Source organism: Nocardioides sp. Kera G14, from assembly GCF_020715565.1.
Lineage (GTDB): Bacteria > Actinomycetota > Actinomycetes > Propionibacteriales > Nocardioidaceae > Nocardioides.
This window is the reverse complement of sequence record NZ_CP085839.1, coordinates 126,881-142,601: the sequence shown is the minus strand read 5'-3', so window position 1 is coordinate 142,601 and position 15,721 is coordinate 126,881. Positions and strand designations below refer to the sequence as shown.

The 15,721-nt window shown below is 69.9% G+C and carries 15 protein-coding genes; 2 read left to right on the top strand and 13 right to left on the bottom strand.

All coding sequences use genetic code 11. From position 1 onward, the window contains the following. Nucleotides 1-169: 169 nt before the first annotated feature. From LH076_RS00700 to folP, 5 genes are read right to left on the bottom strand one after another with little or no spacing between them, the layout of a single operon-like run. Nucleotides 170-727, bottom strand: a complete 558-nt coding sequence (locus tag LH076_RS00700) for a hypothetical protein (RefSeq protein WP_227782056.1) — start codon at nt 725-727, stop codon at nt 170-172. A gap of 52 nt (nt 728-779) precedes the next feature. Then, a complete protein-coding gene (locus tag LH076_RS00695; protein WP_227782055.1) occupies nt 780-1,262 on the bottom strand; it encodes a DUF3180 domain-containing protein in 483 nt (160 codons plus the stop codon). Nucleotides 1,263-1,268: 6 nt separating this feature from the next. Next, nucleotides 1,269-1,838, bottom strand: coding sequence for a 2-amino-4-hydroxy-6-hydroxymethyldihydropteridine diphosphokinase (gene folK / locus LH076_RS00690; protein ID WP_227782054.1), 570 nt, complete (start codon nt 1,836-1,838; stop codon nt 1,269-1,271). Beyond that, nucleotides 1,831-2,214 carry a dihydroneopterin aldolase gene (gene folB / locus LH076_RS00685; protein ID WP_227782053.1) on the bottom strand — a complete coding sequence of 128 codons (384 nt, stop codon included), beginning with the start codon at nt 2,212-2,214 and terminating at the stop codon, nt 1,831-1,833. Before folB ends, folK begins: the two co-directional genes overlap by 8 nt. Continuing rightward, nucleotides 2,211-3,038, bottom strand: a complete 828-nt coding sequence (folP, locus tag LH076_RS00680; protein ID WP_227782052.1) for a dihydropteroate synthase — start codon at nt 3,036-3,038, stop codon at nt 2,211-2,213. The genes folB and folP overlap by 4 nt, the downstream gene beginning before the upstream one ends. 143 nt (nt 3,039-3,181) lie before the next feature. On the opposite strand from folP, the gene LH076_RS00675 reads away from it, so the two are divergent. After that, nucleotides 3,182-5,425, top strand: coding sequence for a methyl-accepting chemotaxis protein (locus LH076_RS00675; RefSeq protein ID WP_227782051.1), 2,244 nt, complete (start codon nt 3,182-3,184; stop codon nt 5,423-5,425). 54 nt (nt 5,426-5,479) lie between these two features. Here LH076_RS00675 and folE read toward each other — a convergent pair whose 3' ends face one another. The 6 genes from folE to LH076_RS00645 are packed head-to-tail and all read right to left on the bottom strand — an operon-like array spanning nt 5,480 to nt 11,245. Next, nucleotides 5,480-6,094: a GTP cyclohydrolase I FolE gene (gene folE / locus LH076_RS00670; RefSeq protein ID WP_227782050.1), complete on the bottom strand. Its 615-nt coding sequence runs from the start codon at nt 6,092-6,094 to the stop codon at nt 5,480-5,482. A 3-nt stretch (nt 6,095-6,097) separates the two neighbouring features. Then, complete coding sequence (gene ftsH / locus LH076_RS00665) at nt 6,098-8,134, bottom strand: ATP-dependent zinc metalloprotease FtsH (protein WP_227782049.1); 2,037 nt, start codon at nt 8,132-8,134, stop codon at nt 6,098-6,100. A 35-nt stretch (nt 8,135-8,169) separates the two neighbouring features. Further along, a complete protein-coding gene (hpt, locus tag LH076_RS00660; RefSeq protein WP_227782048.1) occupies nt 8,170-8,721 on the bottom strand; it encodes a hypoxanthine phosphoribosyltransferase in 552 nt (183 codons plus the stop codon). Next, a complete protein-coding gene (gene tilS / locus LH076_RS00655; RefSeq protein ID WP_227782047.1) occupies nt 8,703-9,683 on the bottom strand; it encodes a tRNA lysidine(34) synthetase TilS in 981 nt (326 codons plus the stop codon). Before tilS ends, hpt begins: the two co-directional genes overlap by 19 nt. After that, complete coding sequence (locus tag LH076_RS00650; RefSeq protein ID WP_227782046.1) at nt 9,680-10,720, bottom strand: zinc-dependent metalloprotease; 1,041 nt, start codon at nt 10,718-10,720, stop codon at nt 9,680-9,682. The genes tilS and LH076_RS00650 overlap by 4 nt, the downstream gene beginning before the upstream one ends. A 33-nt stretch (nt 10,721-10,753) precedes the next feature. After that, nucleotides 10,754-11,245, bottom strand: coding sequence for an inorganic diphosphatase (locus LH076_RS00645; protein ID WP_321573723.1), 492 nt, complete (start codon nt 11,243-11,245; stop codon nt 10,754-10,756). Nucleotides 11,246-11,303: 58 nt separating this feature from the next. Here LH076_RS00645 and dacB point away from each other — a divergent pair, with 58 nt between their 5' ends. Next, nucleotides 11,304-12,683 carry a D-alanyl-D-alanine carboxypeptidase/D-alanyl-D-alanine-endopeptidase gene (gene dacB, locus LH076_RS00640; RefSeq protein WP_227782045.1) on the top strand — a complete coding sequence of 460 codons (1,380 nt, stop codon included), beginning with the start codon at nt 11,304-11,306 and terminating at the stop codon, nt 12,681-12,683. Nucleotides 12,684-12,686: 3 nt separating this feature from the next. Here dacB and LH076_RS00635 read toward each other — a convergent pair whose 3' ends face one another. Continuing rightward, nucleotides 12,687-14,651 carry an acyl-CoA dehydrogenase gene (locus LH076_RS00635; protein WP_227782044.1) on the bottom strand — a complete coding sequence of 655 codons (1,965 nt, stop codon included), beginning with the start codon at nt 14,649-14,651 and terminating at the stop codon, nt 12,687-12,689. A gap of 14 nt (nt 14,652-14,665) precedes the next feature. Beyond that, a complete protein-coding gene (locus tag LH076_RS00630; RefSeq protein WP_227782043.1) occupies nt 14,666-15,715 on the bottom strand; it encodes a phosphatase PAP2 family protein in 1,050 nt (349 codons plus the stop codon). Between the last annotated feature and the right edge of the window lie 6 nt (nt 15,716-15,721).

Sequence of the window (15,721 nt, the reverse complement as noted above, 5' to 3'; positions counted from 1 at the left end):
AACCTTTCGTTCCAGCCCCGCCGCCCACTCCGAAGAGCCGGTAAGGGTGCCGGACGTCGTGTCCAGGATTTCCTGCCCTCGACGGTACGCGTGGGTTACAACAGTGTGAACACGTCGAGGACGTGACCTGGGTCACGTCCTCGACGGTTGTTCGGTGTGAGCGGGTCGGTCAGGCGGAGCGGCGGTTCCCCAGACCGGGGACGGCGGCGAGCTCCGCCCGGGCTGCGTCGAGCTCGAGCTCCAACTCGTGGACTCGGAGGATCGCCTCGGCGGCACGGCCCTCGGCGTCCTCGAGACGCTGCTCGGCCTCGGCGAGCCACTCGTCGGCGTTGCGGGTGGCGTCAGCGCGCTGCTTCATGGCGTCGGCGGCGCGCTGGTGGGCGGCGGTGAGGGCGCCCTCGAGATCGGCGATGGCCTGCTCGTGGGTGCGGATCCGCGCCTCGAGGCGACGGGTGAAGGTCGCCTGCTCGGCGATCCGGGCCTCGGTGATCGCGACATAGCCCTTGGCCTGCTCGGCCCGGTCGCGGGCGGCCTCCACGCGGGAGTCGAGCAGCTCGAGATGGACGAGACGGGTGGCGGCGGCCCCGAGGAGGACGGCACCGCCTGCTGCGACGGCCACCGCGGGGTGGGAGCCGCTGAGGACCGCGCCGGCGACAGCCAACGCGGCGAGCACAACCAGGCCGGTGGCGAGCGAGACGCGCAGGGAGCGCGCACGACGCCGAGTCACGTGTGTGACTGGAGTGGCCGATGTTGCAGATGGGGAAGACATGCCGTCGAGACTAGGCGTCGGTGTCGTCGTCGCTGATGCGACACGCCCTTTCGAGGAGCAGGCTCGCCGCGACGACCAGCGCGCCCGCAACGGCGGCGACGAGGGACCTGACGAGTCGTTGGTGGGCGAGCTCGACGTCGATGCCGAGCCAGCTGACGGCGTACCCGAGGTAGAAGCCGGCGGCCAGGGCACCGACGACGGCGCAGGCACGGGCGAGGACGAGCCGGTTGACCGCCTGGTGGGGCTCGATCCGGGCCTCGGCAGACTGGCGTGAGCGGTACGTCGACCACCCGACCCACGCGAGGATCACCGCGATCACCACGAGGAGCAGAGGCTGTCCCCAGCTGATGACCGGCGCGTGGCCGACCCACGCGTCGGTGATCCGGTGCATGAGCCAGCCGGCGACGAGCGCCACCACGAACGCCCCCGTGAGCAGGGCGGCCGAGGTCGGCCGGAGCTCATGCCGCGGCGAGGGGTCAGGCGAGTCGGTCAAGCGGGGTCAGTCGTCGGCGAGGGTGATGTCCGTGCGCACGACGCTCTGCTCACCGACGGCGGCGAGCAGGTCGGCGACCGTGCCGAAGCCGGGAAGCTCCGCGTCGGGCTCGATGTCGTGCCATGGCTTGAGCACGAACGCCCGCTGGGCGGCGCGCGGGTGCGGCAGGCGGAGGTCCGGCTCGTCGCTCACCTTGTCACCGACCGTGATCAGGTCGACGTCGATCGTGCGCGGCTCGTTGACGGCACCCGGAGTCCGCTGGCGGTCGAAGGCCTCCTCGATCGCGAGGGCGCGCTCGAGGAGGGTGTGCGGCGTCAGCGTGGTGTCCACAAGAACGACGGCGTTGAGGTAGTCGGCAGAGCCCTCGGGCGACTCGAGGGGAGCGGTCTCGTAGACCGGCGAGACTCCGGTGATCCAGACGTCGGGGGTGTCGGCCAGCTGGGCGACGGCGCCCTGCAGGTTGGCCTCACGGTCCCCGAGGTTCGACCCGAGCGCGAGGACCGCGCGACGGATCGGCAACATGTCACCGGTGAGGGTGTCGGAGTCGATGGCGAAGGGATTGGGCGACTCAGTCACGCTCTGTGCCTCCATTGGCTCGGGTGATAGTCAGGGCGACATCGCGGAATGTCGCTTGGATGGGGGCGTCGGGCTTGTGGACCGTGACCGTCACCCATTCAACACGCTGCGCCAAGAGCACCACGTCCGCGATGCGCTGGGCGAGCGTCTCGATGAGGTCGACCGGATCACGCTCCACTGCGGCCTTCACGTCGTCCACGAGCGTTCCGTAGTGCACCGTCTCGCGCAAGTCGTCCGTGGCGGCCGCGCGCGAGGTGTCCAGACCCAGGACGAGGTCGATCACGAAGGTCTGCCCCTCGCGCCGCTCGAAGTCGAAGACGCCGTGGTAGCCGTAACACTCCACGCCCGAGATGGTCAGCTGGTCGAGCTGTGTCATGGCTGCATCCTCTCGGTCGCACGTACGGCGTCGCGGGCCGCCCTCACGTCATGGACCCTGAGGCCCCAGACTCCCCGCTGTGCCAGGAGCGTGACGATGGCGAGGTGGCCCGACTCGCGATCGTCGACCGGGCGCGGCGCACCCGCCTCGTCGGCCAGCAGGCGGCCGAGGAAGCCCTTGCGGCTGGCCCCGATCAGGAGCGGGAGGCCGAGGGCGTCGAAGTCTGCACCGTGGAGCAGGCCGCGGAGGAGCTCCCAGTTCTGGTCGGCCGTCTTGGAGAAGCCCAGGCCCGGGTCGAGGACCAGCTGCTCGGTGCTGAGGCCGGCGGCGAGCGCGGCGTCGATCCGCTCACGGAGCTCGGCGATGACGGTGGTGACCACGCCGTCGGCGTACGTGGTGAAGGCCTGCTGCTGCATGGCGGTGGAGTGGGCGCGCCAGTGCATGCAGACGTAACGCGCCCCGGAGTCGGCGACGACCTCGAGGATCCGCGGGTCGGCGAGGCCACCGGAGACGTCGTTGACGATCGCGGCGCCGGCCCCGATGGCGGCGGCGGCCACCTCGGCCCGCATCGTGTCGACGGAGACGGTCGCGCCGTCGGCCGCGAGGGCCTCGATGACCGGGATGACCCGGGCAAGCTCCTCGGTCACCACCGGTCGGGTGGCCCCCGGCCGGGTCGACTCACCGCCGATGTCGAGGATGTCCGCGCCGTCGGCCTGCAGCTCGAAGCCGTGGGCGATGGCCGCATCGGTGGCAAGGAAGCGTCCCCCGTCGCTGAACGAATCGGGGGTCACGTTGACGACTCCCATCAGGAGCGGCGCAGCCATGGCGACACGGTAGCGAGCTTGGTGTTCCGCTCACACTGTGGACAAACCGGGCCTGTTATGAGCACGTGCCTCAGTCACGGCGCTTTCGGGCCGATGACGGCGGCATGACCCTCGTCGAGCCTCCAGCGACTCAGAATCCCACCGTGGTGATCCCGCGACCCAGCGCTCCCGCCGACCCGCTCATGGACGCTGCGGGTCCGTCGGAGGACCAGGCGGTCGACGTACGCCGGGAGGTGCCGTTCCACAAGCGCATCACCATCACGCAGAAGCTGTGGGCGATGGTGGCCCTCACCGTCGTCGTGCTGGCGATCGTGACGTTCGTGGGCGCCACGAACGTCGCCAAGGTCAAGTCGCTCACCTCGGCCAGCAAGACGGACTACTCGATCTCGAGCAAACTCAACGCCGGCTACTCGGAGTGGCTCCTCCAGCGGGTGAGCACCGGACGGTTCGTCGGCTCCGCCGTCACGGACGGACCCGACAGCGCCGGCGCCACCACGGCCAGGCGGGAAGCTGACGAGCACTACAAGACCGCGCTCGACAAGTTCCAGGTGGCCATCCAACTCGACACGTCCGGGTTCGCGACGTCACGGTTGAAGACGCTGATCAGCCAGGTCACGGCGTACCACACCTATCTCGACCAGATGGACAAGGCGGCCGCGAGCGGCAACCTCGGCAAGGTCCCGCAGCTCGACGGCGCCGCCAACGGTCCCGACGCCACGGCGATCGACGGAACGTTCAACGACGCGGATGACTTCGTGGACGGCGTGGTCGACGGGCATGCCGACGCCATCTCGGAGGCGGTCAGCTCGCTGCAGACCACCACGATCGTCGTCTCGCTGACGGGCCTGATCCTCCTGCTGCTGGCCGGCTGGTTCCTGGTGCGCGGGATCTCGGGCCCGCTCAGCAAGGTGATGCGCTCGCTTCGGGCGATCGCGGCCGGCGACAGGAGCGTGCGGGTCGAGCATGACAATGCCGACGAGATCGGCGCGATCGCCGTGGCCGTCGACCAGGTCATCACCGCCCTCGACGCCGCTGATGAGGCGACGCGGACCGCCGAGGCGGAGCGGGTCGCTCGCGCCGAGGCCGAGAAGCGCGCGATCCAGGAGCGCGCCGAGGAGGAGCGTCAACGCCAGGCCGAGAAGCTCGAGGCCGAGGAGGCCGAGCGCAAGCGTGAGGCCGCTCGCCTCGCCGCGGAGGCCGCCCGTGAGCGCGAGCTCGCCGACGAGCGTGCCGCCGCCGAGCTCGAGCGGGTCGAGGCCCAGCGTGCCGCCGAGGCGCGGGAGCGGGAGCGGGTCGCGGCCGAAGAGAGGCGCGAGCGGGAGCTCGCCGAGGAGCGCGCCTCAGAGGAGCGCGCGCGACTCGAGGAGGAGCAGGCTCGCCAGCGTGCCGAGGCCGAAGCCGACGCCGCCCGGGCCCGGGAGGCTGCGGCTGCCGCCGCCGAGACGGCCGCCCGTGTCGAGGTGATCAGGGACTACCTCGCTGCGGTGGCGGTCGGGGACCTCACCCGTCCGCTCGAGCTGACCGGTTCGGACAATGTCGGGCAGATGGCGGACTCCGTCCGTGCGCTCGTCACGTCGTTGCGTACGTCGATGGCGCAGATCGGCCAGACGGCGACCTCTGTCGCGTCGGCGGCCGAGGAGCTGACCGCCGTCAGCGCCGACATGGGTCGCTCGGCCGACGACGCAGCCGCGCGCGTCGGGGACGTCTCCGCGACGTCGGAGCAGGTCTCGTCGTCGGTCCAGACCGTCGCGAGCGCCGCTGAGGAGATGTCCGCGTCCATCCGCGAGATCGCCCGCAACGCCACGGATGCCGCCGGCGTCGCCTCGCGCGCCGTCTCCCAGGCACGGTCGGCCACCGCCGCGGTCGAGGCCCTGGGGCTCTCCTCCTCGGAGATCGGGCAGGCGGTGAAGGTGATCTCCACGATCGCCCAGCAGACCAACCTGCTCGCGCTCAACGCGACCATCGAAGCCGCTCGGGCCGGCGAGATGGGCAAGGGATTCGCGGTCGTCGCCAACGAGGTCAAGGAGCTCGCCACCCAGACGGCACGGGCCACCGACGACATCGGCCGCCTCGTCGAGGCGATCCAGAACGACTCCCAGGGCGCGGCCACGGCGATCACGGAGATCGGTGAGGTCATCACCACCATCTACGAGACCCAGGGCACGATCGCTGCGGCCGTCGAGCAGCAGACCGCGACCACCAACGAGATCTCCCGCTCCGTGACCGAGGCTGCCTCGGGCACCACCGGGATCGCGTCGGACGCGGTCCAGGCCGCTCGCGCCGCTGCCGCCACCCAGACCGGTGCCGCCGGCACCGCCGAGTCCGCGGTCGCGCTCGCCGGCCTGGCGACGGAGCTCGACGGACTGCTGCGTCGGTTCAGCTACTGACGCCGGAGGGGCGCTCGCTCACCCTCTCGGGGATGAGCGAGCGCCCTTTCGCGTTCAGGGCTTGGCGTTGATCAGGGCCATCGCCTCGGAGCGAGTGGTCGAGTTCGACCGCATCGTGCCGCGCACGGCGGAGGTGATCGTGCGGGCGCCGGCCTTGCGGACGCCTCGCATCGTCATGCAGAGATGCTCGGCCTCCATGACGACGATGACGCCCTGCGGCTCGAGGATCTCCATGAGCGCGTCGGCGATCTGCGTGGTGAGCCGCTCCTGCACCTGCGGGCGCTTGGCGTAGACGTCGACCAGTCGAGCAAGCTTGGAGAGCCCGGTGATCCGGCCCTCGGCGTGCGGGATGTAGCCCACGTGCGCCACCCCGCTGAACGGCACGAGATGGTGCTCGCACATCGACCAGAACTCGATGTCGCGCACGAGCACGAGCTCGTCGTGGGAGCCGATGTCGAAGGTCGTCGTCAGGACGTCCTCCGGCCGCTGGCGCAGACCCTGGGTGACCTCGGCGTACGCCCTCGCCACCCGGGCCGGGGTGTCGAGCAGACCCTCACGGTCCGGGTCCTCGCCGATGGCGAAGAGCAGTTCGCGGACCGCCGCCTCGGCGCGGGCATGGTCGAACTCGGGCCGCTCCCCTTGGTCGGGGAGGCTGATCGGATCGGTCATGGGTCAGGCGTTGTCGGGTGCGGGCAGCGGCTTCTCCGGCACGTCGGTGACGCCGCCGGGAGGGGTCTGGCCGTTGCCGCCGACCTTGGCGTGGGCCGCAGCGGCCGCCGCGACGTCACGCTCACGGATCCATTGTGGGATCTCCACGGCCGGCACGTCGGAGGGACGACGCGTGTCAGAGCCGGTCCACGCGGGACGCAGCGGACGACGACGCAGCGGCTCGAAGATCTCCGCGATCTCCTCCTTGCCGAGCGTCTCCTTGTCGAGGAGCGCGAGGACGAGGGCGTCGAGGACGTCGCGGTTCTCGTTGAGGACGTCGAAGGCCTCCTGGTGCGCCGTCGTAAGGAGCTTCTTGACCTCCTCGTCGACGATGCCCGCGATCTCCTCGGAGTAGTCGCGCTGGTGGCCCATGTCGCGACCGAGGAAGGGCTCCCCGCCCGACGAGCCGAGCTTGATCGCGCCGAGCCGCTCCGTCATGCCGTACTGCGTCACCATCGCGCGGGCCAGGTTGGTGGCCTTCTCGATGTCGTTGCCGGCACCGGTGGTCGGGTCGTGGAAGATCAGCTCCTCGGCGGCACGGCCGCCGAGCATGTGCGCGAGCTTGTCGAGCATCTCGCTTCGGGTCTGGCTGTACTTGTCCTCGTCGGGCATCACCATCGTGTAGCCCAGCGCGCGCCCGCGGGGAAGGATCGTGACCTTCTGCACCGGGTCGTTGTGCGGCATTGCCGCGGCGACGAGCGCGTGGCCGCCCTCGTGGTAGGCCGTGATGAGCTTCTCCTGCTCGCTCATCAGGCGGGTGCGGCGCTGCGGGCCGGCGATGACGCGGTCGATCGCCTCGTCGAGGTTGGCCCTGGTGATCTGCTTCTGGTTGCCACGAGCCGTGAGCAGCGCGGCCTCGTTGAGCACGTTGGCCAGGTCGGCGCCGGTGAAGCCGGGGGTACGACGTGCGACGCTCGCGAGGTCGACGTCCGCGGCGAGGGGCTTGCCGCGCGAGTGGACGTTGAGGATCTTCTCGCGGCCGGCCATGTCGGGGGCGTCGACCTGGATCTGGCGGTCGAAGCGGCCCGGGCGCAGCAGCGCCGGGTCCAGGACGTCGGGCCGGTTGGTGGCCGCGATCAGGATGACGCCGCCGCGGACGTCGAAGCCGTCCATCTCGACGAGGAGCTGGTTGAGCGTCTGCTCACGCTCGTCGTGACCGCCGCCCATGCCGGTGCCGCGGTGGCGGCCGACGGCGTCGATCTCGTCGATGAAGACGATGGCCGGAGCGTTCTCCTTGGCCTGCTCGAAGAGGTCACGGACGCGGGAGGCGCCGACACCGACGAACATCTCGACGAAGTCCGAGCCGGAGATCGAGAAGAACGGGACGCCCGCCTCACCCGCGACCGCGCGGGCGAGCAGGGTCTTGCCGGTGCCGGGGTTGCCGTAGAGCAGTACGCCCTTGGGGATCTTGGCGCCCACCGCCTGGAACTTCGCCGGCTCCTGGAGGAACTCCTTGATCTCCTGCAGCTCCTCGACCGCCTCGTCGGCACCTGCGATATCGCCGAACGTCGTCTTGGGCATGTCCTTGGTGATCAGCTTCGCCTTGGACTTGGCGAACTGCATCACGCCGCGTCCGCCGCCGCCCTGCACGGAGTTCATCAGGAACATGAAGAGCACGACGATGAGCACGAAGGGCAGCAGGAAGCTGATGATCTGGCCGAACAGGCTGGGCCTGGCGACCTCGGAGTTGGACTTCTCAATCGTGCCCTTGTCGACCTGGGCCTGCACCTTGTCGAGGATGGCCTGCTGGCCGCCGTCGACCCAGTGCGAGGTGACCTCGTCACCGCCCGAGCGCGTGCCCTTGTCGAGGGTCGCCTTGATCTGCTGGTCGCCGTCGACGAAGGTGATCGACTCGACCTTCCCCTGGTCGATGTACTTGACCATCTGGGAGGTCGGAATCTCATCCCCGCCGCTCCGGGGCGCGAGGTACTGCAGGCCCAGGAGCACCGCGATGACCGCGACGATGATCCAGAGCAGGGGGCTCTTGGCGAAACGCTTCACAGGCTTCCTAACGAACGATGTCCGTCTATTGTCCCTCAGCTGTACACATGCGGCGCGAGGGTCCCGATATCGCGCAGATTCCGGTAGCGCTCGCGGTAGTCCAGGCCGTAGCCGACGACGAACTCGTTGGGGATGTCCCAGCCGACGTACTTCACCTCGACGGGCATGGACTGGGCCTCCGGCTTGCGCAGCAGCGTCGCCACCTGGATCGACTCCGGGCTGCGGCTGGAGAGGTTCGCGACGAGCCAGCTGAGCGTGAGGCCGGTGTCGATGATCTCGTCGACGATGAGCACGTGGCGGCCGTGCAGGTCGGTGTCGAGGTCCTTGAGGATGCGGACGACCCCGGAGCTCTTGGTCCCCGAGCCGTAGGAGGAGACGGCCATCCAGTCGATCTCGACGTGCCGGTTGATCGAGCGGGTCAGGTCGGCGATCACCCACGTGGCGCCGCGGAGGACGCCGACGATCAGGAGGTCCTTGCCCTCGTAGTCCGCCTCGATCTCGCTCGCCATCTCGGCCAGCCGCTCCTGGATCTGCGCCTCGGTGAAGAGGATGTTGGCCAGGTCGTCCTTCACGTGTTCCGCGTCCACGGGAGGAGCCTAATCTCCCCGTCGCTGCGGGTGGCCCGCAGGTGGCCGGGGAGATCGATCCACCTCTGGCCGTGCCAGTCGGTGAGAAGCGCGTCGAGGGCCTCGATGTGGCCGTACGTCAGCTCATCCCCCGGCGCGCCCGCCTCGAGCGCGGCCAGGCGCAGGAGGCGGGTCCGGATGGCGCCGGGAAACCGCGTGAGTACGTCGACCCGCAGGCTCCCGCCGAGGCCCTGCCACTCGTTGACAGCGATGTCGTCGAGCAGGTCGACGTCCTGCCTGACCTGGTCCGCCGTGCGGGCCAGCGTCTCGGCGATCCCGGGGCCGAGCTGCTGCTCGAGTGTGGGGAGGACCGCCTGCCGGACCCGGACGCGGGCATAGCCGGGATCGTCGTTGTGCGGGTCATGCCAGGTCTCGATCCCCTCGACCTGACAGGCGGTGACCGTGTCGTCGCGGGTCACGTCGAGCAGGGGCCTCCGGAAGCGCCCGAAGGTCCGGCGCATGCCGGCGATGCTCCGCGGGCCGCTGCCGCGCGCAAGGCCGAGCAGGACGGTTTCGGCCTGGTCGTCGCGGGTGTGGCCGAGGAGGACCGCCGTGGCACCGACGTGGTCGGCGTACTGCTCGAGGGCGGCGTAGCGGGCGGAGCGGGCCGCTGACTCGGGGCCGGCACGGTCGGGGTCCTCGACCCGGACCCTGATGGTCGCGGTCTCGTCGATGCCCCTCGCCCTGAGGCGCTCGGCGGTCTGGGCGGCGACCTTGTCGGAGTCGAGTTGGAGGTCGTGGTCGACGGTCGCGCCGATGATCGTCAGGCCGAGCTTGTGGCCCTCGAAGATGGCGGCGCTGGCCAGGGCCATGGAGTCAGGCCCGCCACTGACCGCGACGACCACCGTGTCGCCGGCGGCAGAGTCAGCCAGCGTCTGACGGACTCCCCGGCGTACGGCTGCGATGGAGGGATGGAGCGTCACAGTCCGGGGACGCGCTGGATCCAGGCCTCGGGGTCGTGGATCTCGGCGAGGGTCGGGAGGGTGTCGGGGCCGGTCCAGATCGTGTTGAACCGCTCCATGCCGAGGGCGTCGACGACGTGGCGGACGAACGTCGCGCCGTCGCGGTACTGCGCCATCTTGGCGTCGAGGCCGAGGAGGCGACGGAGGATGCGGTCGAGGGTGCCGACCCCCTTGCGGCGCTCGGTGAACTTCGAGCGGATGTGCTCGACGCTGGGGATGACCTTCGGCCCGACACCGTCCATGACGACGTCGGCATGACCCTCGAGCAGGCTCATCACGGCGGTGAGGCGGTCGAAGATCTCGCGCTGCTCCGGAGTGCTGACGAGGTCGATCAGGCTGCCGGTGGGGCCGTCGCCCCTCACCACCTGGGCGATGCGGCCGACCAGGTCGTCGAGCAGCGAGCCGGCGTCGGTGAGCCCGGCGAGCTGGCCGACCTGGTCGAAGAGGTGGTCGCGCAGCCACGGGTTGGCCGTGAACTGCACGCGGTGGGTCTCCTCGTGCAGGCAGACCCAGAGGCGGAAGTCCGTCGGGTCGACCCCGAGCTCACGCTCGATGTGGACGATGTTCGGGGCGACGAGCAGCAGTCGGCCGGCGGGAGAGAAGAACGGGTCGAACTGGCCCAGCACCTTGGTGCAGAGGAAGCCGAGCAGTCCGCCCACCTCGGCGCCGGTGATCTTGCGGCCGATCACCTTGGCCGCCCCGCTCGGCGGCCGCTTCTCGGTGAGCTTGTCGACCAGCGGGGCGAGGACCGTCTTGAAGCCGTCGGCGTTGGCCTGGACCCAGCCCTTCCGGTCGATGACGAGGACCGGCGCGGTGCCGTCGGGAGCCTCGAGACCGGTGAAGTCGCGGACCAGCTGCGTGGAGCGCGCAGCGTCGTCGCGCAGCTCCTCGACCGCGGCCTCAGCCTCCTCGCGGGTGACCTTCGGCCCGTCCGTGGCGATCCGGCTGCCCAGCCTGACGGCGAGGTCCCAGTCGATCATGTCGGACGCCCCAGTCATGGGTGCGACCGTATCCGACCCCGCCGAATCGGCTCAGTGACCCTGCTGCTTCAGGCGCTCGATCGACTCTGCGATCTCCTTCTCGGCGGCCTCGCGGCCGACCCAGTCGGAGCCCTTGACGGACTTGCCGGGCTCGAGGTCCTTGTAGCGCTCGAAGAAGTGCTTGATCTCGCCGAGCAGGAACTCGTCGATGTCGCCGAGGTCCTGGATGTGGTCGAAGCGGGGGTCGACGGGGACGCAGAGGACCTTCTCGTCCTGACCCTTCTCGTCCTCCATGACGTACATGGCAACGGGGCGGGCCTCGACGAGGACGTTCGGGATCAGCGGGAAGGGCGTGATGACGAGGGCGTCGAGCGGGTCGCCGTCGCCGCCGAGGGTGTCCTCGATGTAGCCGTAGTCGGCCGGGTAGACCATCGAGGTGAAGAGCACGCGGTCCAGGCGCAGCTTGCCGGTCTCGTGGTCGACCTCGTACTTGTTGCGCGAGCCCTTGGGGACCTCGATCAGCACATCGAACGTCAAAGTCATGGCGGTAGTGTCCCCGACAACCGTCCCAGATGCGATTTGAGGTCCGAGGGCATGTCCTGTGCGTAAGAAGCGGAGACTCCGCTGGGTCGCACCACTCCTCATCGTGCTGGTGCTGCTCGTCGGAGCGGGCGCGGCAGGTGTGCAGCGCGGTTGGGTCGATGACCTGCGGATGAGGATCGAGGGTCACGACGCCGCGGCACCGGCCGCGGCAGCTGAGCCGTGGGAGTCGCCGGTCCCCTCCCCCACCGCCCTCGCCGGTACGCCGACACCTGACCCGGCCAAGGTGCGCGCCGCCTTGACAGGACAGCTCACCAAGGCCGACCTCGGCCCGCATGTCCTGGTCGAGGTGGCCGGTCTGAGCGGCGACCCGATCGTGACGTCGGGCAGTGGGTCGGCCGTGCCTGCCTCGACCAACAAGCTCCTCACCACCGCGGCCGGGCTGCACGTCCTCGGACCCGAGCACCGCTTCACGACGACCGTCGTCTCGCCCAAGCCCGGAGTCATCGTGCTCGTCGGTGGCGGTGACCCGATGCTCGCCTCCGCTCCGGTCCACTCCACCTCGCTGCCACGCGCCGACCTCGTCACGCTCGCGAAGTCGACGGCCACCACACTCCTCGGCGACGGCACCACCAGCGTCCGGCTGGCGTATGACGACTCGCTCTTCACCGGCCCTGCGACCAGCCCGGCGTGGCCCGCCTCCTACGTCACCGAGGACGTCGTCTCGCCGGTCGCCGCGCTCCGCGTCGACGAGGGCCGGCTGCCCCAGGGCGGCCGCGACCTCAGCCCGGGTCTGACCGCGGCCCAGCGCTTCGCGGCCGCACTGAGGACTGCCGGAGTCGAGGTGGCTCCGCGGATCCGCCACGGCAAGGGTTCCGGCACTGAACTCGCCCATGTCGAGAGCGCGCCGCTGCGGCAGATCGTCGAGCACACCCTGGAGACCAGCGACAACGACGCGGCCGAGGTCCTGGCCCACCAGGTCGGCGCCGAGGACGGGGATGGTTCCTTCGACGGCGGGGTCGCCGGCGTACGGAAGGCCCTGACCGACCTGGAGGTGCCGCTCGACGGCGTCACCCTGCACGACGGCTCCGGCCTCTCGCGCTCAGATGTCGCCACCCCGGCCGCGCTCACGGCGGTGCTGCGGCTGGCGGCCACCGACCCCGACCTCCAGGTGCTCTCCTACGGCCTGCCGGTCGCCGGCTTCAGCGGCTCGCTCGCCGGCCGGTACACCGACAACACCTCGGACGCCGGCCTCGGCGTCGTACGCGCGAAGACGGGCACGCTCACCGGGGTGAGCTCGCTGGCCGGCTTCATCACCACCGCGTCCGGCGCCGCGCTCACCTACGTCGTGATGGCCGACAAGGTCCCCGTCGCCAACACGTTGAAGGCTCGCGAGTCCCTCGACGACGCGGCCGCCGCCCTCGCCGCCTGCCCCTGCTGACCGTCAGGAAAGGGCGGATTCGGCGACGAGGTCCTCGGCGCGGAGGAAGGCGTCGGGGATGCCGAAGGCGTCGACGAGGGTGCGGGCCTCGGGCCGGAGCTCACGGCAGAGGCTGTTGATCTCCGACGTGATCGCCTTGGAACGCTGGACGGTGAGCCGGCCGTGCTCCATCCACCAGGCGCGATCGGCCTCGATGGCGGACAGCGCCGCGAGGTCGGCGACCTTGGCGAGCAGCTCACGGGTGGGTCCCTCCGGCAGCGACTCGAGCTTGTCGACGAAGGCCTCGTGGACGACCCGCTCGACGTGGGCGCGGCCGAGTGCGATCACGTGGTCCTGCACGTGGGAGAAGACGATGCCGGGCGCGGTGCCCCGGTCGATGCCACCCTTCAGGCGTCGGGCGACGCCCGCCAGGATGTGCTCCTCGCGGAAGGTGAGCATCTCCAGGTGGTACTCGGGATCCCGAATGTCCGCATCCTCCTCGTTCCCTCCCGGGAGCAGGTCGCGGATCCGCTCGCGGAGCTTGTGCACGTTCGCCCGCTCCACGACCGTCTCGACCGCCTGCCCGGCCACGAAGCGGACCAGGTCGAGCTGGTCCATCGACGAGAACTCCGAGGAGTAGTCGGTGAGCAGCCCCTTCGCGACGAGCTGCAGCAGCACCGTGTTGTCACCCTCGAACGTGGTGAAGACGTCCGTGTCGGCCTTGAGCGCGGTGAAGCGGTTCTCCGCGAGATAACCCGCACCACCGCAGGCCTCGCGGCACTCCTGGATCGTCCGGGTGGCGTGCCAGGTCGCGAGCGCCTTCGTGCCGGCGGCCCGGGACTCGAGCTCGCGGCGGAAGACCTCCGCCTCCTCGTCCGGGACCTCCCCGCTGAAGCTGCGGTGCAGCTGGTCGACCAGCGTCTCCTGGGCGAAGGTCAGCGCGTACGAGCGCGCGATCAGCGGCAGCAGCCGACGCTGGTGCTGGCCGTAGTCGAGCAGCCGGGTTTCGAGATCGTTCTCGCCGCTCTCGCTGTCGAACTGTCGGCGCTGGAGGGCGTAGCGGGTGGCGATCGTCAGGGCGACCTTGGCCGCGGTGAGTCCGGCACCACCGACGCTGACCCGGCCCTGGATGAGCGTGCCGAGCATCGTGAAGAAGCGGCGGTTCACCGAGTCGATCTCACTGCGGTAGGTGCCGTCGGCATCGACGTCGGCGAAGCGGTTGAGCAGGTTCTCCCGCGGGATGCGGAGCCCGTCGAACCAGATCCGGCCGTTGTCGACACCGTTGAGGCCCATCTTGCGCCCGTCATCGGCGATCCGTACGCCGACGACCGGCTGCCCGTCCTCCCGGATCCGCGCCACGAAGGCATGCACACCCTGCGATTCGCCGTCGATCTCCAGCTGCGCGAAGACCACGGCCAGCTCGGCATGGCGTGCCGCGTTGCCGATGTAGTCCTTGAAGGCGTCCTCCCGCGTGGTGGTGAGGACGAACTCCTCCGTCTCCTTGTCGTAGGTCGCGACCGTCTCGAGCGCGGCGACGTTGGAGCCGTGGCGGTGCTCGGTCATGGCGAAGCAGCCGAGCACCCGCGCCGAGACGAGGTCGGCGAGATAGGCCTCGTGGTGGCGTTCCGTGCCGAGCTGGAGGATCGCGCCGCCGAAGAGGCCGAACTGCACGCCGACCTTGACCAGCACCGAGAGGTCGCCGTGGGCCAGCGTCTCGAAGGCAGCGATCGAGGCGCCGAGGTCCGCGCCGCCGCCGTACTCCTTCGGGAAGCCGAGGCCGGTGAGACCGGAGCCCGCGAGCTCGACCACCACGTCGCGGACCCGGTCGCGGAACTCGTCGAGGCCGAGGGTCTCGGCCTCCTCGAGCAGTCCGGCGTAGGGCTCGAGCCCGGCGAGGACGGTCGCACGGGTGGAGGCGTGCGGCCCCGCGAGCAGGTCGCGCAGCTCCCCTGTGACGCTCTCGATGTCTTCGGTGCTGTCGGTGCTCAACGGGCCCTCCGATGTCAGACGGTGGTGACTTCCTGGTCGGGGCGCATCTTGAGCGCCTCACGACGTGCGTACCCCTTCCGGCGGAATTTCTGATGGCTGACCAGGCCACCGAAGTAGAAGGAGCTCAACGCGATCATCACACCGGCGACGTCGTCGCTGATGTAGTGCCAGCCGAAGTAGAGCGTCGCGCACACGGTGAAGCCGTGGTTGATCCAGAACGCGATCCTGAGCGGCTTGTACTCGACCGTGTACTGCACCATCAGCGCGACGAGCAGCGTGATCGCGACGTGGAGCGAGGCGAAGCCCGCGACGGTCTGGGCAGCGTTGGCCTGCTGGTCCCAGAGCGCGGTGTGGCGCGCGTTGACGAGCGAGTCCATCAGGTCGCTCGTGGGCGTGTGGGCCAGGGTCGCGTAGATCTGCGGGTACTGCAGGCCCGGGCCGATCGTCGGAAGGGCGTAGTAGGAGATCGTGCCGAGCGTCCACGCAAGGGTCTGGGAGGCGACGAACCAGTAGCCGTAGGCGAGATTCTTCGACCACACCACCCAACACGTCACGGCGATCGGGACCAGCGGCAGGAACCAGAGGTAGACGTAGCTGAAGAGGAACGCCATCACGTTGGTGCCGAAGACGTCCTGCAGCAGGATGCCCGGCTCGTGGCCGAAGAGGATCGCGCGGTCGATGAGGTGGAGCTCGTGGTCGTACTGCGCGGTGATGAGGGCCGGGAGCGCCGACTTCAGGTTCCGGTAGGAGACGTAGACGATGTAGAAGGAGAGGATGCCGACCACCACGAGGGTGAGTCGCTCCCTGTTCCAGTGCGTGCGCAGACGGGCCTGGGCGAAGGGCCACATCGCGGTCGGCTTGAACTTCGAGAGCCAGAGCGTCCGGGGCAGCAGGTCGAGCAGGATCGCGCCGCCCAGAAGCAGCGGCAGGCGCAGCCACGTCGGGCCGAGGAAGCTGCCGTCCGGGTCGACGAGCGGACGACCGGTGACGATCGCGACGATGATCGCGGCGACACCGATCCCCACTGCGTTGATGAGCAGGAAGATCTGGGCGCGCCGGTACACGAAGGG

What these genes read in the sequence shown, in the direction of transcription:
- folB (WP_227782053.1), bottom strand. Translation starts at nt 2,214, where the DNA reads ATGACACAGCTCGACCAGCTGACCATCTCGGGCGTGGAGTGTTACGGC.
- folP (WP_227782052.1), bottom strand. Translation starts at nt 3,038, where the DNA reads ATGGCTGCGCCGCTCCTGATGGGAGTCGTCAACGTGACCCCCGATTCG.
- folE (WP_227782050.1), bottom strand. Translation starts at nt 6,094, where the DNA reads ATGACCGATCCGATCAGCCTCCCCGACCAAGGGGAGCGGCCCGAGTTC.
- LH076_RS00650 (WP_227782046.1), bottom strand. Translation starts at nt 10,720, where the DNA reads ATGACTGGGGCGTCCGACATGATCGACTGGGACCTCGCCGTCAGGCTG.
- LH076_RS00645 (WP_321573723.1), bottom strand. Translation starts at nt 11,245, where the DNA reads ATGACTTTGACGTTCGATGTGCTGATCGAGGTCCCCAAGGGCTCGCGC.